Origin of the sequence: Pseudanabaena mucicola FACHB-723 (genome assembly GCF_014696385.1) — a bacterium.
Lineage (GTDB): Bacteria > Cyanobacteriota > Cyanobacteriia > Pseudanabaenales > Pseudanabaenaceae > Pseudanabaena.
The window spans coordinates 15218-35150 of the sequence record NZ_JACJQB010000026.1 but is presented as its reverse complement, the minus strand read 5'-3'; the positions used below and the strand labels follow the sequence as shown (position 1 = coordinate 35150).

Annotated in this window: 21 protein-coding genes and 1 tRNA gene; 13 read left to right on the top strand and 9 right to left on the bottom strand. The window is 43.5% G+C overall.

Annotated elements, in window-relative coordinates; all coding sequences use genetic code 11:
- Positions 1 to 25: 25 nt before the first annotated feature.
- The 4 genes from H6F41_RS12660 (at position 26) to H6F41_RS12645 (ending at position 3906) form a co-directional block, all read left to right on the top strand.
- Entirely contained in the window at positions 26 to 925 is a 900-nt protein-coding gene (locus H6F41_RS12660; RefSeq protein ID WP_190403838.1) for a glycosyltransferase family protein, read from the top strand.
- Positions 926 to 927: 2 nt separating this feature from the next.
- Positions 928 to 1785 (top strand): class I SAM-dependent methyltransferase, encoded by an 858-nt coding sequence (locus tag H6F41_RS12655; RefSeq protein WP_322095916.1) that lies wholly within the window; start codon positions 928 to 930, stop codon positions 1783 to 1785.
- A 4-nt stretch (positions 1786 to 1789) separates the two neighbouring features.
- Entirely contained in the window at positions 1790 to 2989 is a 1200-nt protein-coding gene (locus tag H6F41_RS12650) for a glycosyltransferase family 4 protein (protein WP_190403836.1), read from the top strand.
- A gap of 131 nt (positions 2990 to 3120) precedes the next feature.
- The gene (locus tag H6F41_RS12645) at positions 3121 to 3906 is read left to right on the top strand and encodes a Uma2 family endonuclease (RefSeq protein ID WP_190403835.1); all 786 of its coding nucleotides are present in this window, start codon (positions 3121 to 3123) and stop codon (positions 3904 to 3906) included.
- Here H6F41_RS12645 and cobT read toward each other — a convergent pair.
- The 5 genes from cobT to xseA all read right to left on the bottom strand — a co-directional run bounded on the left by cobT (position 3901) and on the right by xseA (position 7707).
- A complete protein-coding gene (gene cobT / locus H6F41_RS12640; protein ID WP_190403834.1) occupies positions 3901 to 4965 on the bottom strand; it encodes a nicotinate mononucleotide-dependent phosphoribosyltransferase CobT in 1065 nt (354 codons plus the stop codon). The genes H6F41_RS12645 and cobT overlap by 6 nt on opposite strands.
- A gap of 84 nt (positions 4966 to 5049) precedes the next feature.
- Positions 5050 to 5190 carry a DUF2256 domain-containing protein gene (locus H6F41_RS12635; protein WP_190403833.1) on the bottom strand — a complete coding sequence of 47 codons (141 nt, stop codon included), beginning with the start codon at positions 5188 to 5190 and terminating at the stop codon, positions 5050 to 5052.
- Positions 5191 to 5214: 24 nt separating this feature from the next.
- Positions 5215 to 6231: an acetylserotonin O-methyltransferase gene (locus H6F41_RS12630; RefSeq protein ID WP_242023032.1), complete on the bottom strand. Its 1017-nt coding sequence runs from the start codon at positions 6229 to 6231 to the stop codon at positions 5215 to 5217.
- 41 nt (positions 6232 to 6272) lie between these two features.
- Positions 6273 to 6509 (bottom strand): exodeoxyribonuclease VII small subunit, encoded by a 237-nt coding sequence (gene xseB, locus H6F41_RS12625; protein WP_190403832.1) that lies wholly within the window; start codon positions 6507 to 6509, stop codon positions 6273 to 6275.
- Positions 6493 to 7707, bottom strand: a complete 1215-nt coding sequence (xseA, locus tag H6F41_RS12620; RefSeq protein ID WP_190403831.1) for an exodeoxyribonuclease VII large subunit — start codon at positions 7705 to 7707, stop codon at positions 6493 to 6495. Before xseA ends, xseB begins: the two co-directional genes overlap by 17 nt.
- A 65-nt stretch (positions 7708 to 7772) precedes the next feature.
- On the opposite strand from xseA, the gene H6F41_RS12615 reads away from it, so the two are divergent.
- Together H6F41_RS12615 and H6F41_RS12610 are read left to right on the top strand one after the other, a co-directional pair.
- Positions 7773 to 8168 (top strand): hypothetical protein, encoded by a 396-nt coding sequence (locus tag H6F41_RS12615; RefSeq protein WP_190403830.1) that lies wholly within the window; start codon positions 7773 to 7775, stop codon positions 8166 to 8168.
- 127 nt (positions 8169 to 8295) lie between these two features.
- Entirely contained in the window at positions 8296 to 8736 is a 441-nt protein-coding gene (locus H6F41_RS12610) for an RrF2 family transcriptional regulator (RefSeq protein ID WP_190403829.1), read from the top strand.
- Positions 8737 to 8803: 67 nt separating this feature from the next.
- On the opposite strand, the gene uvrA is transcribed toward H6F41_RS12610, so the two are convergent.
- Both uvrA and H6F41_RS12600 read right to left on the bottom strand, forming a co-directional pair.
- A complete protein-coding gene (uvrA, locus tag H6F41_RS12605; protein ID WP_190403828.1) occupies positions 8804 to 11674 on the bottom strand; it encodes an excinuclease ABC subunit UvrA in 2871 nt (956 codons plus the stop codon).
- A gap of 110 nt (positions 11675 to 11784) precedes the next feature.
- Positions 11785 to 11856, bottom strand: a tRNA-Lys gene (locus tag H6F41_RS12600).
- 242 nt (positions 11857 to 12098) lie between these two features.
- Here H6F41_RS12600 and H6F41_RS12595 point away from each other — a divergent pair.
- The 5 genes from H6F41_RS12595 to rph all read left to right on the top strand — a co-directional run bounded on the left by H6F41_RS12595 (position 12099) and on the right by rph (position 15669).
- Positions 12099 to 12425, top strand: coding sequence for a hypothetical protein (locus tag H6F41_RS12595; protein WP_190403827.1), 327 nt, complete (start codon positions 12099 to 12101; stop codon positions 12423 to 12425).
- Between the two features lie 220 nt (positions 12426 to 12645).
- On the top strand, positions 12646 to 12915 hold the full coding sequence (locus H6F41_RS12590) for a hypothetical protein (protein WP_190403826.1): 270 nt from the start codon (positions 12646 to 12648) through the stop codon (positions 12913 to 12915).
- A gap of 11 nt (positions 12916 to 12926) precedes the next feature.
- Complete coding sequence (locus tag H6F41_RS12585) at positions 12927 to 13382, top strand: hypothetical protein (protein ID WP_190403825.1); 456 nt, start codon at positions 12927 to 12929, stop codon at positions 13380 to 13382.
- Positions 13383 to 13384: 2 nt separating this feature from the next.
- Complete coding sequence (locus tag H6F41_RS19270) at positions 13385 to 14887, top strand: protein kinase domain-containing protein (protein ID WP_190403824.1); 1503 nt, start codon at positions 13385 to 13387, stop codon at positions 14885 to 14887.
- Positions 14888 to 14958: 71 nt separating this feature from the next.
- Positions 14959 to 15669, top strand: coding sequence for a ribonuclease PH (gene rph / locus H6F41_RS12575; RefSeq protein ID WP_190403823.1), 711 nt, complete (start codon positions 14959 to 14961; stop codon positions 15667 to 15669).
- 47 nt (positions 15670 to 15716) lie between these two features.
- On the opposite strand, the gene H6F41_RS12570 is transcribed toward rph, so the two are convergent.
- A complete protein-coding gene (locus H6F41_RS12570) occupies positions 15717 to 16145 on the bottom strand; it encodes a cytochrome c (protein WP_322095915.1) in 429 nt (142 codons plus the stop codon).
- 318 nt (positions 16146 to 16463) lie between these two features.
- Here H6F41_RS12570 and hemE point away from each other — a divergent pair, with 318 nt between their 5' ends.
- Complete coding sequence (hemE, locus tag H6F41_RS12565) at positions 16464 to 17495, top strand: uroporphyrinogen decarboxylase (protein ID WP_190403822.1); 1032 nt, start codon at positions 16464 to 16466, stop codon at positions 17493 to 17495.
- A 35-nt stretch (positions 17496 to 17530) separates the two neighbouring features.
- Here the strand turns inward: hemE and H6F41_RS12560 are convergent, their stop codons facing one another.
- Positions 17531 to 18952: a GGDEF domain-containing protein gene (locus H6F41_RS12560; protein ID WP_190403821.1), complete on the bottom strand. Its 1422-nt coding sequence runs from the start codon at positions 18950 to 18952 to the stop codon at positions 17531 to 17533.
- 171 nt (positions 18953 to 19123) lie between these two features.
- Between H6F41_RS12560 and H6F41_RS12555 the strand changes: the two genes are divergently transcribed.
- Complete coding sequence (locus H6F41_RS12555) at positions 19124 to 19810, top strand: hypothetical protein (RefSeq protein ID WP_190403820.1); 687 nt, start codon at positions 19124 to 19126, stop codon at positions 19808 to 19810.
- Positions 19811 to 19933: the final 123 nt, after the last annotated feature.

Here is a 19933-nt window from a genome sequence, read left to right as displayed (position 1 = left end):
ATAAATATTTTAAACATTTTGATAAATGACTAATACACCCATCGTTCTCATTGTCTATAATCGCTTAAAGCAAACTCAAATGGTAGTTTCTAGAATTTTAGAATCTAAACCATCACAAGTTTTTTTGGTTGCTGATGGCCCTAAAAATTTCAAGCACGATGATCATGCCAAATGTCAGTCGGTTATTCAATTTCTCGAACAAACTAATTGGAATTGCCAAGTATTTAGGAACTATTCAGAGACTAATTTAGGATGCAAAATAAGAACATCGACAGGGCTAGACTGGGTATTTAGTCAAGTGGATTCAGCGATTATTTTTGATGATGATTGCTTACCCGATCACTCTTTCTTTCCATTTTGCGAAGAATTATTGGAAAAATATCGAGATGATCAGCGTATTTTTGCCATATCAGGTGATAACTTTCAAGATGGCAGAAAGCGCAATGATTATAGCTATTATTACTCTTTGTATCCCCATGTCTGGGGTTGGGCTACATGGCGGCGAGCTTGGCAACATTACGATGGTGAAATGAAATTATGGGAAACTGCTCGCGATGAGGGTTGGCTGAATGATATTTTACAAAATGATGCATCGGTAAAGTATTGGAAATATAAACTTCAGCAGACTCATAAAGGGAAGTTTGATGACTGGGGCTATCCTTGGACATTAAGCTGCTGGATGCAAAGTGGATTAACTATTCTGCCAAATCAAAACTTAGTTTCTAATATTGGTTTTGATCGTGAATCAAGTACACATACAAAAAATAAAAACAGTCCTTTTGCAAATATGCCCACAGAAACTATGCAGTTTCCCTTAAGACATCCGCCATTTGTCGTGCGCGATCGCCAAGCTGATGACTTTACCCATAAAAAATTATTTAGTCTCTGGTCTCGAGTTAAGAATAGGCTAAGAGAATATTTGTAGACATGGATTCAACTATGTATATATGCCCAGTATGTGAACATACCCACCATAAACACCTTTATACAATTGACCAAGGAAAACTCTTAACTTGCCAAAATTGCCAATTAGTGTTTTATGTGCCACGACCTACACAAGATGAACTAGCCAATTTTTACGATCAACAATCCTATCGACAGGACTACTCTCAAAGTGTCATGTCTAGTCAAGACTTTACGAAAAATAGATATCAAGAATTGAAGAAAATAGTCTCTAAGCATCAACCTAATTTATTCAATAAACCACATAAAACATTTCTTGACATTGGCTGTGGTTTAGGAGATCTATTGCAATTTGCGATCGCAGACAGATGGCAGGTCTATGGAACTGAAATTTCTCCTAAAGCTGTCCTGCAAGCTCAGATAAATATTCGTGAGCAAATTTTAGTTGGGGATATTTTATCCTTGGATCTACCAGAAGCTCATTTTGATTTAATTACGATCTACCATGTGATTGAACATGTAATCGACCCTATTGCCACTCTCAAAAAACTACAAAAACTTCTCAGCCCTGAAGGAATCTTATTTATTGAAACTCCGAACTTAGATAGTTTGGGAGCAAAAATTAGAGGTAAAAACTGGTCAAATATTATCCCTCCTGAACATATTAACTACTATAGTTCCAAGTCACTTGCTAGCAGTTTGACAATTTCAGGATTTGATAAATTCAAAATATTTACAAATGCTCCTTACAAGATTGAAGTTATCTCAACTTGGAACAAACTATTAAAAATAATTGCAAGCTCTATCTACAAAATAATGCCTGTTTTTGGTATGGGCGCAGCGTTACAAGCTGTCGTGTTTTCGCCAAAAATAAGTGATTAATTTTATGTCTAAACCTCTACATATTGTGATGATTCATAATCGCTACCAATATGCTGGCGGTGAAGATGTCTCGACCGATGCAGATGTAGAATTGTTACGCGAATATGGTCATCAAGTGACGCTCATTGAAGTTCATAATGATATTATTAAAGCCTATTCGCCATTTAAAAAACTAAAGTTATTTGCAGAGACAGCTTGGAACTTTAAGGTTTATTGGGAAATGCGATCGCATTTTCAAAAGCTTAAACCAGATATTGTCCATGTCCAGAATTTTTTTCCGCTATTCTCACCCTCTGTCCATGCAGCAGCGCGATCGCTAAATATTCCCACAATTCAACATTTACACAATTTCCGACTGGGTTGCTTGAATGGCTACTTATTAAGAAATGGCAAAATTTGCGAAGCCTGTGTGAGCCAAAATCCTTGGCGCGGCGTGATTTATGGTTGTTACCGTGACTCCGCGATCGCATCCTTAGCAGTTTGGGCAATGATCACCCTCAATCGTTGGCGGCGCACTTGGCAAAAAGATGTCAGTGGGTTTATTACACCTAGTCACTTCGCCGCAGATAAACTTAAAGAAATTGGCATTAATAGCAATCTCCTCCATGTAAGACCCAATGTAATTAATTCCTCTGTCCAGAAAGACTTAGAATTAAAAATTTTTAATCAACCTAATTTTTTATTTGTTGGTAGACTATCCCCAGAGAAAGGCGTACTTACATTGCTAAAAGCTTGGGCGGCTCTAGATAGACCAGACTGGCAATTAAAAATCCTTGGCGATGGTGCAGAAAAATCAAAACTAGAGCAGTTTGTTCTTGAGTTAGGATTAAAGAATGTTAAATTTCTAGGATATTTGCCGCCCACTAAAATTATGGAAGTAATCCAATCGGCAACCGCAATCGCCGTGCCGTCACAATGGCATGAAACTTTCGGGCGAGTAGTAGTTGAGTCTTTTGCCTGTGGCAAACCTGTCCTTGCCTCAGACATAGGAGCTTTATCCGAATTAATTACCTCAGAACATAACGGCTTTTTAATTTCTTGCGATCGCATTAGCGCATGGGTAGAAAAATTACATTGGTGCGGTACAAATCCTGAAGCATTATCAATTTTAGGGAAGAATGCATCTCAAACCTATGAAAAACTTTATACCCGCTCCACCAATTATCAGCAATTAATGAAAATATATACTTCAGTTCTCAGGTAATCTCACGATCAGAAGTATTGATTTGTATTGAGTTATGATGCTTTTACATGAGTTCGACTATGCCATTTGTACCAATCAAAGCACGGCACAAATAGCGGGAAATATTTATCTATGCGTCAAAAGGAAAAACTATGACTTTTACCTTAGATCCATCTAGAGATCGCATCACACTTCCCGACCATACGCAACTACCCGAATCTGATGGTACATTTGTGAAAAATTTTCAAGAGCATCCCCAAAGTATCCTGCTCACAGATTCGATTGAGCCGATTTTACGAAAATATCATCCCGATGGTCAGTATGCGATTGGACAAGATTCGGGCATCTATTGGCGGATGACGGAACCACCCGAAAAAGGTGCAGAAGCCCCTGATTGGTTTTATGTGCCGAATGTACCGCCGACATTAGATGGTCAGTCTCGCCGCTCCTATGTGCTTTGGCAAGAATTTATTGCCCCACTGATCATTTTAGAATTTGTGTCTGGTACTGGCAAAGAAGAGCGCGATCGCACTCCTTGGACAGGTAAATTTTTTATTTATGAGCAGGTGATTCGTCCTGCTTTTTATGGCATTTATGAGGTGCAGAAATCGAGCATTGAATTATATCGCCATGTCACCAACCATTTTGAATTAGTCGAAGCTAATGAAAGAGGACATTTCCCGATCGCAGAATTAGGTGTAGAACTTGGTATTTGGAAAGGTGTTTATCAAAATTCTGACCTGCCTTGGCTGCGTTGGTGGGATGCTGATGGCAATTTGCTGTTAACAGGCTGGGAAACTTCTGAGCAAGAAAAGTTAATCGCGCAACAGGAAAGGTTAGTTGCCGAGCAGGAGCGTCAACGGGCAGAGCAAGAGCGTCAAAAAAATGAGATCTTGATTGCCCAACTGCGTGCGGCGGGAATTGAACCCCAGCTATAACTGTGATTCGATCGCAGTTAACAATCTCTCTTGAGTCCAATTTTGGTACAAATGAGCAGCGATCGCCGCACCACCAGCACCAACACCTTCTTTGACAAAGCCCTGCTCATAGGCACGGAGTTGTGGAAACTGTGACTGAGCAAAGCTTAACTGAGTAGCGATCAAGGGGACATCGCCCACGGCAAGGGCTAAATCAACAGTATTCCCTGTGGGATCTTCCGCAACCCATCGAGTTGTGCCGATGACGATAGCTTCGGGATGCCATTGCCGATTTTGATAATTTGCGATCGCAAAGGCAAGGGCATAGACCGCTAACATCTGTGTACCACCAGCCAGTAATGCGCCACCATGACAACTGGCGGCGATCGCCATACCTGCAACCACGATTTGCATGGGGTCGCCCACGGCTGCCACGATTTCCAAGGGATTAGCCGATGGTGCTAGATGTTGCAATCCTGACTGCACAATTTCCCATTTTTGGGCATGGTTACAGGTGGGATGAGAGCTATTGACTTTATCCTTCGCGTTAATCCCCAAGGCAGTCAGAACAGCCAAAGCAGTAGTCGTACCACCGACAACACATTCACTCAAGATCACATAGGCTCCTGCTTGGGCTAGTTTTTCTCCCCACAGCAAGCCCTGTTTGAATAAATGTATTACCGTTTCCATGGGTAATGCTTCACCTGTACTTAAGCAATTGGCGGGCTTGCCACCAAGGCCAATCGCCTTAGTCTCAGGGGTAGCTGCGATCGCTAAACCTGCATCAAAAATATATAGGGGCAAGTCTTGAGCCGCCACGACGGCGCGGGAAATCAGTACGGGCGATGCACCCGCCATTAGGGGAGGTAGAGGGAAGTTGAGGTTTTTTCCTGTTGCTAAAAACTCAGCGTCAGCGATCGCTGTGTATTTGCGGTCTTCGGGTGTTGCGCCTGCGGCGGAAATATTGGGGATGAGTCCCGTGGCGGTAAAACCTAACACACAGGCAAAGACTGGGCGTTTACCACGATAGTTTTCGAGCCAAGTTTGGGCTTTTGGGGATTGTGTGTAGGTTTTGATCATGTGCTGTTTATTGATAAAACGGATCGGATTTCTTGAAAGATCGCCTGAGGCGGTCTTTCAAGAAATCGGTTTTTATAGCTGAGATTATTTCTGCTTACGACAGCGATCGCTACAGTATTTGACTTCATCCCAGCACTTTTCCCATTTTTTGCGCCATGAAAAGGGTTTGCCGCAGACAAGGCAATCTTTGCTCGGTAAAAAAGACTTATTACCCTTGTGAGCCATATTTTTGGATTTTTGGGACTAAATTTAAGCTTTGCAACCTTCAATAATATGAATATCCTCAGCAGTGGGGATAATGCGGAGCAATTTTAAGCCTGCTTGCTCAAAAATATATTTAAACTCTGACTCGGTGCGCTCTTTGCCTCCAGGACACATGACCAGCATATTGATGTCTAACATCTTCGCGCCAGAGGGTTCATTGCCTTGAGGGACAACCTGCTCAATGACCAAAATTTTGCTGTGAGCATCCATTGCCTGCTGACAAGTCTTGAGAATTGCGATCGCTCTTTCGTCATCCCAGTCATGGACAATATGCTTAAGTAGATAAGCATCGCCACCACTGGGTATAGAGTCAAAAAAGCTACCACTTACACATTCACAACGATCGGCAATACCATGTTTTGCAAGGGTGGCGGCAGCGTTTTCAATCACATATTTTTCATCAAAGAGAATCCCTTTGCTGTCAGGGTGTTGTTGTAAAATCTCAGCGAGTAACTCCCCATAGCCACCGCCCACATCAATCAATACTTTAAAATCTGAGAAATCATAGACTGGGGCAATTGCCCTTAATTCAATCTCCGAGAAATTATTCATCGAGCGTTCAAAGATTTGGGCAGCTTCAGGATTAGTCCCAAAATATTCAAATACCCCCTTACCAAAGCGATGATCAAAGGCTGGCTCACCTGTTTTGACACTGTGCAGCAAGTCTCCCCAAGCTTGATAATGTTCTGGTTCACCCATCATAATTGCAGTTGGTTGCATCGATTGGGGACTATCACTGCGTAAAAACTCCGCAAGGGGAGTCATCGCAAAGTTGCCTGATTCTGTTTCTGTAAAAATACCAACACTAGCTAGGGCGCGAAGAACACGGTAGAGAGCGCTGGGATTGCTATGGGTGGCAGTGGCAAGAGATTGATAGGTTTGAGGCGACTTGGTGAGATGATCCGCGATCGCAAGTTTCGCTGCCACATAAATACATTGAGATACCCAATATCCAGAAATCATCTGCATCATTTGGATATGGAGAGGTAATTGAGGAGGCATAGTTATAGATCCAGTAGTGTATTTGTGCTGAATATGGACTTTTAAAAACTATTCTGACTTTGAATGAGGGTGATTTTTTGCTCTGCTCTTTCCAGATATTCACGACAATATTGCGATCGCTTCATACCTTCTTCATAGAGTAACAACATTTCATCCAGAGAAGCCTCCCCATCATCCAGAATTTCCACAATTTCTTCAAGTCGTCGCATTTGTTCTTCAAAGGTCAACTCTTGAGAACTTTTAGTAGATTTTTTGGACGATTTATTCAGGTCGGTCATATGCTTTTTCAGTTACTTTCTCAATCTTGGCTTGGGCAATTTCCGATCGCCGCACGATTTCTACTTTATCAAAATCAGCTAGGGAATCCTCATTGCTGAGCGTGCGATTAGCGCTACGCAACAGGGCAAATCCTCGCTGCAATGGTGAGAGGGGATATAGCGATCGCAAATGGGCAGTGATACTATCGAGCTTGGTGTTAGATAAGCGCAGATGTCGCCCTAGAGACTTTTGCATATCGCGATCGGCTTCATCTAGCTGTTGGGCGCGATCATGCAAGCGATCGCTAAAATTTTGCAACGCATAGCTATTAACAATTCCCTGAAGACGTTGTTGATATTGCTGCATTTGTAAATGCACCACCTGCGTTAACCGATTTTCCCAAGCTGTGACCTGTTGCCACAGCATATCGCGATCGCATTGGGAGACTAGCTCGGCGGCGGCAGTGGGGGTGGCAGCGCGGACATCGGCGACAAAATCTGCGATCGTAAAGTCGGTTTCATGCCCCACTGCTGAAATAATCGGAATTCTCGATTTATAGATCGCCTCAGCAACCACCAAGGTATTAAAAGCCCATAGGTCTTCAATGGAGCCACCACCACGCCCGACGATCAACACATCGGCATCTGTATTTTGTAAAGCATTGATCGCCGCCGCAATCTCTTCGGGGGCAGTTTCACCTTGCACCGTAGCAGGGCAAAGATAAATGTGACAATGGGGCGAGCGTCTATTCAGGGTGCTGAGGATATCCTGAACTACAGCTCCCGTTGATGAAGTTACCACCCCAATTTTGAGCGGTAATATGGGCAGTTCGCGTTTCCGTTCTGGGGCGAAATAGCCCCGTTCAGTAAGGTCTTCCTTGAGAGCGGCAAAGGCTAGATATAGATCCCCCTGTCCTGCGGCAGTCATGCGATCGCAATCGATTTGATATTTGCCACGGGTGGCATAGACTGTCAGCCGCCCCTGCACGACCACCTGCATTCCACTTTTAGGACGAAATGATAAAGTGCGGCTTGCCCACATCACACAGTCGATCTGGGCAGACTCATCCTTGAGCGTAAAGTAGCGATGTCCAGAGGCGGCAGTGGTGAATCCTGATATTTCCCCCGTGACTTTGACAATACCAATTTCGTCCCGCAACAAAAGCGTAATCGCCTGCGTCAACCCTGCTACTGTTACCGCATCCTTAGAACTGTTCATATACACTGCCCATGCTGCGATCTCTTCATAATATGAATACTGTTTCTATCTCCCTGAAACATTCTATGCTGCTGCTCGTTGTCTTGCCAGTGACATTATTGTCAGCCACCGCCATCCAAGCTCAGGTTGCTGTCCCAGATAAACAGGGCAACTACCACAGAAATGAAACTAATGTACAATCTCCAAGAGGAGATAGATTTGGGACAGGATCGCTCTGGCGAGTTGTTGTTGATAGACTCAATTGTCGTCAAGAGCCAAGGATAGATAGTCCTGTAAAACGTACTTATTTTGCCAATGATATTTTAGAAGTACAAATCTATCGAGGTGGATCTGACGAAGTTTTCATAAACCCTCGAGATCAAAATGGTAGACCTTGGATGCCAGTTCGTGATGTCTCTTCCTCAGAAGAGGCATGTTATGTAAGAGCAAATAGCCGATTTATTCGACCAGTAGTTAAGTAAAAAGGAGAATAATGCGTTTTGTCTTTTGGATTTTTAGAGAATATTTGCTCTAAATTTACAGTGACATACCGTAGTATCATAGAATGCAGTTCAGAAAAATGTTTTTAAACAAGAATTACGGTCTGTTGTGGAACTTTCTCTTAAAAGTGAATATGCAATCTTGGCTATGCTTGAGCTAGCTAATCATTTTGCGCTCGATCAGCCTCTCCAGATTCGTCAAATTGCCGTCCAACAAAATATTCCCGATCGCTATTTAGAGCAATTACTTGCCACCCTCAAGCGTCAAGGTTTAGTCAAAAGTCAGCGCGGAGCTAAGGGTGGATATATCCTAGCCCGTGATCCTTGGGAAATCAGTGTATTAGAGGTTGTCCGAGGTATTGAGGGGTATGATGCGATCGCAGAACAAAACCACAAATCGACACATACAAGTGCATCTCTTTCGGTAATTCATGAAATATGGGAGGCTTCGCAAAAGGCTGCTTCTAATGTTTTAGATAGCTGTACCCTCAAAGATCTCTGCGATCGGCAGCGGCAACGCCAAATTGCCACCACTATGTATTACATCTAAAACACAGCGCTTTGAGCTCAAACCCAAATAGATAAAAGCTATGCTTTTATCTATTTGGGTAAAGACATCATGTCGCGGATATTGTGCGTGGATATGCTGCTAAAACTTGCTTTAGATATTTACCTGTATAGGATTTCTTCACCTTGGCAACCTGCTCAGGTGTTCCCTCAGCAATCACTTCACCACCCAAATTGCCACCCTCTGGCCCCAAATCAATAATCCAATCCGCACAGCGAATCACATCGAGATTATGCTCAATCGTGATAATGCTATTGCCCTTATCAACAAGGCGCTGCATCACATCCAGTAATTTATGGACATCGTAGAAACTTAAACCCGTCGTGGGTTCATCAATCAGATAGAGGGTTTTACCCGTCGCTCGACGGGATAGCTCTGTGGCTAGCTTCACCCGTTGCGCCTCACCACCAGAGAGGGTCGGTGCAGACTGTCCCAACCTCACATAGCCTAGCCCCACATCCACTAACATTCCCAATTTCGTATGTGCTGAGGGAATATTTTCAAAGAATTGTCTCGCCTCTTCGATCGTCATATCTAAAACATCGGCGATCGTCTTGTCTTTATACTTCACTTGCAAAGTTTCACGGTTATATCTTGCCCCTTTGCAAACATCGCACTGCACATAGACATCGGGTAGAAAATTCATGGAAATGATATTCACCCCCTGTCCTGCACAGGCTTCACAGCGTCCACCTTTGACATTAAAAGAGAACTGCCCTGCTTTATAGCCTCTAGTTTTTGCCGCCGTTGTGAGGGCGAAGGTTTCCCGAATGACATCAAATAGCCCTGTATAGGTAGCAGGATTGGAACGGGGAGTCCGTCCGATTGGGGACTGATCAATGACGATGAATTTATCAAGAGCTTGGAGTCCTTTGACCTCATCAAGTCCTTTGGGTGCTGGTACTTTGCGAGAGAAATGGTGATCAAGGGAATGGTGCAGCAGGTCATTGATGAGTGTTGATTTGCCAGAGCCTGATACGCCTGTGATGCAGACCAGTTTTCCCAAAGGCAGTTTGACATTGATGTTTTTGAGATTGTTTAAGTAGGCATTACAAATTTCGAGGTGCTTCCCATTTCCTTCACGACGTTCTGTGGGTGTATGGATCTGCTTCCGTTTCGAGAGATAAGCCCCTGTGAGGGATTCGGGATGTTCCTCAATATCTTTGACATTGCCTTGGGCGATGACGCGACCACCATGCACCCCTGCCCCAGGACCAATATCGACAAGATAGTCGGCAGCACGGATCGTTTCCTCGTCATGTTCTACCACAATCAAGGTGTTACCGAGATCGCGTAGTTTCGTTAAGGTGGCGAGGAGTCGGGAATTATCCCTCTGATGCAGTCCAATGCTCGGCTCATCTAATACATAAAGAACACCTGTTAGCCCTGACCCAATCTGAGTGGCGAGACGAATCCGTTGGGCTTCTCCGCCAGAGAGAGACATCGTGGAGCGATCGAGGGTGAGATAGTCTAAGCCAACATCTAAGAGAAATTGCAGTCTGGCTTCAATTTCCTGTAATACCCGATCGCCAATTTGTCTTGTTCGCGCATCAAGATTGAGATTTTGTAGACGTTCTAAACAAGTGCCAATGGGAACGGAGACAAAATCAATAATATGATAGCCCCCAATCCTTACTGCAAGGGATTCGGGCTTGAGTCGCGTGCCTTCACAAGTGGCGCAGGGTTGCTCAATTAGGTAGTTCTCTAACTTCTGCCTTTGTGATTCCCCTGCCTCTTTGTACTGTTGCTCTAAAATTGCGATCGCACCCTCATAGCGTTTGTAATATCCCTCACTGCGATCGCGATATAACGAGTCGGGTTTAATTAAAATCTTTTCGGTAGTGCCATGCAAAATGATGTCAATCTGCGCCTGTGACAGATCTTGCCAAGGGGTATTAATCTCAAAACCTGCATATTCGCCAACACTGGATAACAAAGAAATGTAATAGGTATGGGTCTTATCTGCCCAAGGCGCGATCGCGGCATAGACGGGTAGTGACGGATCAGGCACAATCAATTCGGGATTAAAGGTTTTAATACTTCCCAAACCGTGACAGGCAGGGCAAGCTCCATAGGGAGAATTGAAGGAAAACATTCGTGGCGATAGTTCTTCCATTACTGCGCCATGTTCGGGACAGGCAAAGTTTTCCGAGAAAGTAAGAATATGATTCTTGCTCCCATCGTTCTCTGGAGATGCAGACATAATCTCCACCATCGCAATCCCTTCGGCACGTTTCAAACAAGTTGCTAAGGAATCGGTTAATCGTTCTTGAATGCCATCTTTTCGCGCAAGGCGATCAACGACAATTTCAATGTCATGGAGCTTATTTTTATCAAGTTCAATATTGTCGCTGAGTTCCCGCACTTCGCCATCAATCCGCACTCGTCCAAATCCTTCAGAGGCAAGGCTGGCTAATAGTTTTTTGTGAGTTCCCTTTTTACCGCGAATAACTGGTGCAAGTAGTTGAAATTTAGTGCGATCGCTAATTTCCATAATTGCATCAACCATCCAATCAATGGTTTGCGGTGCAATATTGCGATCGCAAATCGGGCAATGGGGCGAACCTGCCCGCCCAAATAGCAATCGTAAATAATCATAAATCTCGGTAACCGTGCCAACCGTAGAGCGGGGATTATGGGAAGTCGATTTTTGGTCAATCGAAATCGCAGGACTCAAACCCTCGATGTAGTCCACATCGGGCTTATCAACTTGTCCTAAAAATTGTCGTGCATAGGCACTCAGCGATTCCACGTAACGCCGTTGCCCCTCCGCAAAAATCGTATCGAAGGCTAAAGACGATTTGCCAGAGCCAGACACCCCTGTAAATACAATTAATTTGTCCCGAGGAATGGTGAGGTCAACATTTTTAAGATTGTGCTGTTTTGCACCTCTAACATGGATGTGGGTATGGTCTGGCATCGCTAGCAATAATCGTAAAGATTTGTTACTAGTGTATGCGATCGCTTTGATTTTTGTAGTGTTTCGCCAAAAGTTAGAGGAAGCGCTTCCTCTAACTTAAATCGTAAATATGGGTGACCTGGGATTCGAACCCAGGACCAGCGGATTAAGAGTCCGATGCGCTACCACTGCGCCAGTCACCCTAAATTTGCTCGTTCGTCAAAAGAGCGATTTATATACTAGCAAATGTTTGCACAAATACATAACAAAAGTTGCAACTAAATTTTGGGGTTTTCTCCACCAAAGACGCGGACAACCCAAAAATTAAAATTGATCCCCAAAAGGCAGCAAAAAATAAAGAGATCTAGTGGTAATTGCAAGATCTAAGCATAAGTTGTTATTATTCTTAATATAAATAAATCTTTTCTATTAGACCAACTTTAAAATGCAAGTAATGAATGCCGAATGGACAACGACTGAAGAAACCGCAGCTAGAAAGGCGTTTGATATTGCCTACAAGCGTGAAATTGGCGCTCTGATTGACTCAGTGCGTCACAGAGCTAGCTCTGTCAATGAAATTGATGACATGTGGCGCTTACATGACTTTTTGAGCATTAAACGCCATGAAGTCGATGGACGCTATGACTATCAGTTGTCGATGTTGGTGTTTGTGTTTGCGGGGTTGGTTAAAGACGGGTGGTTAAGCATTGATGAGCTAGAGGGGCTAAGCACGGACAAGATTTCTAAGATCGCCGCACTTGCTTCTATGTAAAGCTGGCAAGTGTTTTGTAAAGCTAACCTCAAAAACTAACCTCAAAAAAATAGGAAAGCGTTTTACGCTTTCCTATTTTTTGTTTTAAGATACAAGTCAGAGATCTATCTTGGTGGTAATTACCCAAGGCTATACTGAAAGTACAAAGAATGTAATTTGTAAACCTATGCCAAAATATACAAGGTCTGGGACTAGAATTGCAGACGATAAAATGTATTTTATGTCTGATGATTTATCTAATCGAAATGTTTATTCAATTTCTCAAGGCGAGACTCATTTGACAGTTGATTCTCCAACCCCTAGCAAAATTGATAACGAAACAGTAAATCTAATTAATTGGCTTGCAGAAGAGCAAGGTATCAGTCCAGAAGTTGCTCTCAAAAAAGCGATCGCTATTGCCGCATATATTCACGATCTTACGGCTAAGCAAGGCGGTAAGCTTTTAGTCCAGCACAAAGATAATTCAGTTCGTAGGATTGACTTAAAGTAAGAGAAATATATTTGGAATATCAACCAGCAATTGTGGTCATGAATCCTGAAGAAAAAAATACGCCTATTTCGCAACCTTTGGAGACAAACAAGATTTCCAATTTACCTGATGTTGAAATAAATAGGGATTATATTCGGACAAATAAAAATATTGAGGGAGTTAGTCTTAAAGACATTACTCCAACACAGGGCGAAGAAGTTGATATTCCAGCTAGACAAGAGACAACTCGTTCATGGTTAGCCACCTTTTTAACTTATACACTTGCTGGCACTATAGCGGCTAGCTTTTGTCTGATCATTTCCCTGATAATAATGTCAGGATTTATTGTTGATGAGAAAAAGAATAGTTCGTTTGATAAAACTAGTACGTTAGCGAAAGATCTAATCACATTCATATTGACTGCCCAGACTGGATTAATAGGTACAGCACTTGGTTTTTACTTTGGATCTAGAGGTAATGCAGATTAATTGTGCTAAACACAACGCTTAGAGGGCATTACAAAATCGTGAGTCACCTTGGTGGTGGTGGCTTTGGACAAACATATCTAGCCCAAGACATTGATCTGCCAACACAGCCCACTTGCGTCGTCAAGCAACTCAAACCGATCTCTAGTGAGCCATTTGTCTTGGAAACTGCTAAGCGCTTGTTTGATCAAGAAGCAGAAATTCTCTATGCCCTAGGCAATCACGATCGCATTCCCCGTTTACTTGCCCATTTTCAAGAAGGTAATGAATTTTATCTAGTTCAAGAATTTGCTGATGGTTCAGATCTCAGCAAAGAGATTGGGACTGGCAAGCACCTGCCTGAATCGACAGTGCTGACCTTGCTAAAAGAGCTATTAGAAATTTTAGTTTTTGTCCATGGTCAAGGTGTAGTCCACCGTGACATTAAGCCTGCGAACTTAATCAGGCGTAAGTCTGACCAAAAAATTGTGTTAATCGATTTTGGCGCAGTTAAAGAAATTGGTGGTCTGGCAGGAGATTCACAGGGAAATACCAATCTGACGATTGCGATCGGCTCCCCTGGGTACATGCCGACAGAACAACTGAATGGTAAGCCTCGCTTTAGTAGCGATATCTATGCAGTGGGGATGATGGGTATTCAAGCGATCACTGGCGCAGAGCCGCGTCGCTTTCATGAACATCCTGAAACTGCCGAGCTACTTTGGCGCGATCTCGTCCCGCAGGGTGTTTACTCAGCAAAATTTCTTGACATTCTCGACAAGATGGTTCGCTATGATTTTCGTCAGCGCTATCAAACTGCCCAGCAGGTACTGGCAGCGATCGCCACAATTGCTCAGGACAATGACTTACCTACTGTAATCAATGCTAACAATACTGTTAGTAACCTTGAAACCGTGGTTGTCTCGCCGCAGTCGCCAGATGTCTATTTGCAAAAAGAGCATCCGAGTCAACTGCATACCATCCCGTTCCAAAGTGTGGCAACTCGTCGGCTTCCACTTTGGCTATGGATTGCGGGAAGTAGCGCTTTAATTCTGTTAATTATCAGCTTTGTGTTCGCTAAATTTAGTAACAAATCACCAATTACGGAAGTTACCAGTAGTCCCACCGCAACTACTCCATCGATAAGTCCCATAACAACGCCATCATCTAGCCCAACGCCAACTCCGACTGTTGCACCAACGCCTTTATCCGTTGAAGAATTATTGGCTCAGGCACTGGTGCTTAATCGCAACAATAAACCTCAAGAAGCTTTGGCGAAAGTAGAAGAAGCACTAAAAATTGATCCAACAAATCCAAAGATTTGGGGCGCGAAGGGGTTATTACTGAGAAGGCTAGGACGGGAGGAGGAGGCGATCGCTGCCTTTGCAAAAGCAGTAGAACTTAGTCCTCAAGAACAGATAGCTCCTACCGAACAGACTGCTCCTACCGAACAGATAGCTCCTACCGAACCAGTAATTACGCCTCCACGCCTTCGTGATCCGCCATCTAAAAAGGGCAAAAAAAAGTAAACCTAAGCAAAAGCAAGCAAAACTTGCATTGCTATATGATTGTGATGACATACCTTAACGAAGAGTGACCCATGAGCGATTTACCCATTCTCCAGCGTCCTGATGGGAGAGCTTGGGATCAATTGCGCCCTGTGCAGTTACAGATGCCATTTACTCAAGCCCCTGCGGGTTCAGTCTTGGCAAAGTTTGGTGATACCCAATTAATCTGCACTGTTTCCATCGAAGAAGGCGTACCCAAATTTTTGGCTGGTAGCAATCAAGGCTGGCTGACGGCAGAATATCGAATGCTCCCTGCGGCGACGATTCCACGGCAACAGCGCGAGTTTACGAAACTATCGGGGCGGACTCAGGAAATTCAACGACTGATTGGGCGCAGCTTACGGGCAGCTCTGGATATGACTGCGATCGCAAATTATACTTTCACCGTCGATATTGATGTGTTACAAGCCGATGGCGGCACACGCACAGGCGGGATCACGGGTGGATTTATCGCCCTAAAAGCTGCTTGCGATCGCTTACTGGCAGAGGGCAAAATTCTGCGATCGCCAATTCGGAATGCCGTAGCCGCAGTATCTGTGGGTTTATGGGATGATCAGCCAATTTTAGATCTGAACTACAAAGAGGACTTGGCGGTTAGTGTTGACCTAAATGTGGTGATGGACGACACAGGTAATCTGATCGAGGTGCAAGGCACTGCGGAATCCAAAACATTTTCGCGATCGCAATTAAACCAAATGCTTGATGTTGCTGAAAAGGGAATCGGTGAGTTGTTAAAACTCTGATTGCTATGCTTTAAACCAAAAATCCTCGCATTGCGAGGATTTTTGGTTTAAAGCTGTTTGAGATAGCTTAATAAATCTGCCATATCCTGTGGACTGGGCTGGAACTGGGGCATTGGTGGGGTTTCGCCACTAACAACCTGCTGAATCAGTCTCGCGTCAGATTTGCGATCGGATACACCCTGCAAACTTGGTCCAACCTTGCCATTTGCCCATTGCCCATGACAGGCAACGCAATTCATCACAAAAATAGAGCGTCCCTGCACGGGATCACCCGATAGATTTAAGACTGACTGGGTATACAAATCTAGGGGTGGGCGCATCACCCATAGCAATATGCTAACGACAACTACCAAACAAGTCACTGCGATCGCCATCCCTGAATTGAAAGGCGACTTTTTAGGAGATATCGTTACCTGCTCTGCTGTATCTGCCACCACACAAGCTTCCTTTGTCAAATTTGCCCCTTCATTACTCACAGTTTTTAAACCTATGCATTGATTCGCTCAAACTTTTACTGAGCCTATACTTCATCGTTAAAAGTTAGTAGCTTAAGTATTAATAACATATCTTAAAGAAAGTATAAGTACCTAAACCATAATTAGAGGTTAAATAAAGCCTAAATTTTCTAGACCAATGTTGTCTCAGCTTCAGATTTGGTGAGGTGATCACAGTCTATAACATCGCAAAATCATGACTCAGCCTAGCCGCTAAAGCGTTAGTGTCTGGTACGTGACGTTCTATAATTCAAAAGCACAATCATAAATAAAGTTTAAAAACATAGGAAAGAGTTAATTATGGGAGGAAATGATCGCTTGCTAAGGGCAGCAAGAGGTGAAGAACTGGATCGTCCACCAGTCTGGATGATGCGCCAAGCAGGAAGATACATGAAGGTATATCGTGACTTGCGCGAAAAATATCCTACATTTAGAGAGCGATCAGAGATCCCTGAACTCGCCGCCGAAATTTCTTTACAGCCCTTTCGCGCCTTCCAGCCCGATGGCGTAATCATGTTTTCCGATATCCTGACTCCCCTCGCAGGCATTGGTATTAACTTTGACATTATCGAAAGCCGTGGCCCCATTATTGAGTCACCAATTCGTACCCAAGCTCAAGTTGACGCGCTCCAAGATTTTGATCCTGATACCGCTGTTCCCTTCATTCGCAAGATCCTCAGCGCTATTAAAGAAGAAGTTAAGGATCAAGCAACTATTCTCGGATTTGTCGGTGCACCTTGGACTTTAGCGGCTTACTCCGTCGAAGGTAAAGGCTCTAAGGACTATTCCGTAATCAAGTCGATGGCATACAGAGAACCTGCGATCATTCATAGCTTCTTGACCAAGCTCGCTAATATGATTGGCGCGTATGTCATCCATCAGATCGAGTGTGGCGCTCAAGTTGTCCAGATGTTTGACTCTTGGGCTGGACATCTCTGCCCAACGGATTATGAAATTTTTGCTCTGCCCTATCAAAAGATGGTCGTGGATCAGGTCAAGGCAAAGTATCCTGATACCCCAATGATTCTTTACATTAGCGGCAGTGCAGGCATTCTTGATCGTATGCCCAAGTCTGGTGTCGATATTGTTAGCGTTGACTGGACTGTGGATATGGCAGAAGCTCGCGATCGTATTGGTCGTCATATTCCTGTGCAAGGCAACCTCGATCCCTGTGTTCTCTTTGCAGATCAAAGTTACATTCGCGAGAGGATTCTGGAAGTTGTGGCGAAGGCTGGCAAGAAGGGCCACATCATGAATCTTGGACATGGCATCCTGTCCACCACACCTGAAGATAATGCTCGATTCTTCTTTGAGACTGTGAAGAGTCTTTAGAATGCAATAAAAAAGCGGCGCGAAGCGCCGCTTTTTTATTGGTTGCGAACTGCCACAAAACAGTTGCGCCCATTTGCTTTAGCTTGATATAGAGCTTGGTCAGCCTGCTCAATTAAAACTTCAGGGGTGGTATCCGCATCGGGAATTAGCGCCACTATCCCCGCACTAATTGTCACGAAGGAGTTAATGGGGGAAACGGCATGGGGAATCCTCAAATCTGCGATCGCATTTAAAGTTTTCTCCACAATTTTCTCGACATCCTCAGCTTTAGCTTCAGGCAATAACAGCACAAATTCTTCGCCACCATAACGCGCTGCCATGTCAGTTGTTCGTTTGGCAAGTACATTCAGCGCATGGGCAATTTTTTTGATACATTCATCGCCTAACTGATGCCCATAGTAATCATTGTAGGCTTTGAAATAATCAATATCGAGCAGGATTAAAGAGATCGAATATTGATAACGATAAGCACGACTTAATTCTTTCTGAATTGCAATATCAAAGGCACGACGGTTGGCAATTTCCGTTAGACCATCGAGATAGGATAGTTTTTCCAATTGTTGATTAAGCAATAAAATCTCTGACTGAGCTGACCTTAAAGCTTGTAACTGCTCATGGGATCGCATCGCAAACCAAGTTGCGATCGCAATCACCACCGAAAATATACATCCAAAAATTAAAACGCCCGATATCACCAAAGTTGTAGTTTGAATGCCATAACGATTGGTGATGTTCATTTCTGAACTATAAAGGGCTTGCCATAGACAGACCGTAATCGTCATCCCTACCAAATTTAAAGTCAATGGCAAAACTAAAGTCGGTATCTTCTGATGAAAGCGTCGGCTCAACTCCCTAGTTTCCAGAATTAAGAGCAGTCCTACCACCATAAATCCAAATGAAGTATGGATCGCCATACGGGTTAGTTGCCCCCACCCATAAGCTGTTTCGACATTCGACAAATACCCTAAAAAAGCAACGGTTCCTAACCCCATCGTGACCGCACCTAGTAAACTGCCAACCAAAAGATGATTTAAGTGAATTTTGTTTTGGGATAGGGTATAAAGAGTAATTCCACTTAATACAAAATTTAAAGCGGTATTCGGAGCCATTCGTCCCGCTTGAGAGGTAGCGACTGTAATGTAATGCTTGATGAATAATTCGTCAATAAAAAGATTGATTCCAAATATTTGTTGAATTAGGGTACTTCCACCCAACAAAATTAAAACAATACTAATATATCGAGTTAGTTTATTGAGTTTATCCGCAACTCCAATAATGGCGATGCTAATCAATACAAACCCCAATGCCGTATTAAACTGCATCGGCACAAATTGTGGATTAATCTGAATTAAATTAACTGAACCTGTCAACCAGCCAAAAATAACTACTAAACCCAGTAAAAGCAGTAGAAATGAACCTATATAGATACTAAATAATAAGGATGAATATTTACGCATCTGTATGGGCGTTTGCTTCAATTGTTTAATATTGTATCTTGGCAAGAATTATTATCAATCTAAAAGTTAGTGCTGACATAATTTAAATTGCGATCGCATCGGAACAAAAATGAGCCAGAGCTAGTCATACCTAGGTAGATCTCAACTCTATGGACATTGCCAGAGGCACGTATGAGCGCTACACAAAACATCAAGTTTGCAGCCATTTCATCTCTAAGTATGACAATTAGCCTCGCTGCAACTTCCTTACTAATGGCGAGTCCGATCTTTGCTGCTGCACGTAACCAATCGGATATATTCCAAACATCGCCAAATTATCAAATCGCCCAAGTTTTTCGCTCTACGGTCAGCCTACCTGTGGGTCAAGAGATTGCCACAAAAATCAATCGGCAAGAGACTCTGTATATTGCCAAGGGGGAAACTGTTAGTGCGAATCTTGTCGTTGCCAAAGATGTGGTTGCCAATAATGGCACGGTTTTAATTCCATCAGGGGCAGTGATTGAGGGACAGTTTGTCCCTGCTGAGGGTGGTTCTAAATTTGTGGCGCAAAAATTTACTAGTCGTGGCGCAACTGTCACCTTGCAGGCTGAATCAGCATTAATTAATGACGTAAAAGATCCGCGTGAAACTAATGCAGGTGCAATCCTAGTTGACTCTGGACTGGGGGGAGCCGCAGGTGCAGTGCTGGGTGGTGTCTTGCGTGGCAATGTGCAGATCATAGATATTCTTGGTGGTGCAGCCGCAGGTGCAATTATCGGTAATGTCACCGCGCCACAGGTGACGGTGATTGAGCCAAGTCTAGTTATTAACGTCGTAACTAAGCAGACTCTCACTTTTGCGGTTCGAGATGATTTTTAAATATAAAACCCGTAAATCTGTGGCGCACGCGCAGCGTGCGCCACAGATTTACGGGTCTTAAGTAACGAAAAGAGAGTTGCCTTGTGCAAGGCAACTCTCTTTTTTGATGGCAGCATGAGCCAA

Coding starts and splice junctions, on each gene's coding strand:
- H6F41_RS12660 (WP_190403838.1), top strand. CDS start 26: ATGACTAATACACCCATCGTTCTCATTGTCTATAATCGCTTAAAGCAA.
- H6F41_RS12655 (WP_322095916.1), top strand. CDS start 928: ATGGATTCAACTATGTATATATGCCCAGTATGTGAACATACCCACCAT.
- H6F41_RS12650 (WP_190403836.1), top strand. CDS start 1,790: ATGTCTAAACCTCTACATATTGTGATGATTCATAATCGCTACCAATAT.
- H6F41_RS12645 (WP_190403835.1), top strand. CDS start 3,121: ATGACTTTTACCTTAGATCCATCTAGAGATCGCATCACACTTCCCGAC.
- cobT (WP_190403834.1), bottom strand. CDS start 4,965: ATGATCAAAACCTACACACAATCCCCAAAAGCCCAAACTTGGCTCGAA.
- H6F41_RS12635 (WP_190403833.1), bottom strand. CDS start 5,190: ATGGCTCACAAGGGTAATAAGTCTTTTTTACCGAGCAAAGATTGCCTT.
- H6F41_RS12630 (WP_242023032.1), bottom strand. CDS start 6,231: ATGCCTCCTCAATTACCTCTCCATATCCAAATGATGCAGATGATTTCT.
- xseB (WP_190403832.1), bottom strand. CDS start 6,509: ATGACCGACCTGAATAAATCGTCCAAAAAATCTACTAAAAGTTCTCAA.
- xseA (WP_190403831.1), bottom strand. CDS start 7,707: ATGAACAGTTCTAAGGATGCGGTAACAGTAGCAGGGTTGACGCAGGCG.
- H6F41_RS12615 (WP_190403830.1), top strand. CDS start 7,773: ATGCTGCTGCTCGTTGTCTTGCCAGTGACATTATTGTCAGCCACCGCC.
- uvrA (WP_190403828.1), bottom strand. CDS start 11,674: ATGCCAGACCATACCCACATCCATGTTAGAGGTGCAAAACAGCACAAT.
- H6F41_RS12595 (WP_190403827.1), top strand. CDS start 12,099: ATGCAAGTAATGAATGCCGAATGGACAACGACTGAAGAAACCGCAGCT.
- H6F41_RS12590 (WP_190403826.1), top strand. CDS start 12,646: ATGTCTGATGATTTATCTAATCGAAATGTTTATTCAATTTCTCAAGGC.
- rph (WP_190403823.1), top strand. CDS start 14,959: ATGAGCGATTTACCCATTCTCCAGCGTCCTGATGGGAGAGCTTGGGAT.
- hemE (WP_190403822.1), top strand. CDS start 16,464: ATGGGAGGAAATGATCGCTTGCTAAGGGCAGCAAGAGGTGAAGAACTG.
- H6F41_RS12560 (WP_190403821.1), bottom strand. CDS start 18,952: ATGCGTAAATATTCATCCTTATTATTTAGTATCTATATAGGTTCATTT.
- H6F41_RS12555 (WP_190403820.1), top strand. CDS start 19,124: ATGAGCGCTACACAAAACATCAAGTTTGCAGCCATTTCATCTCTAAGT.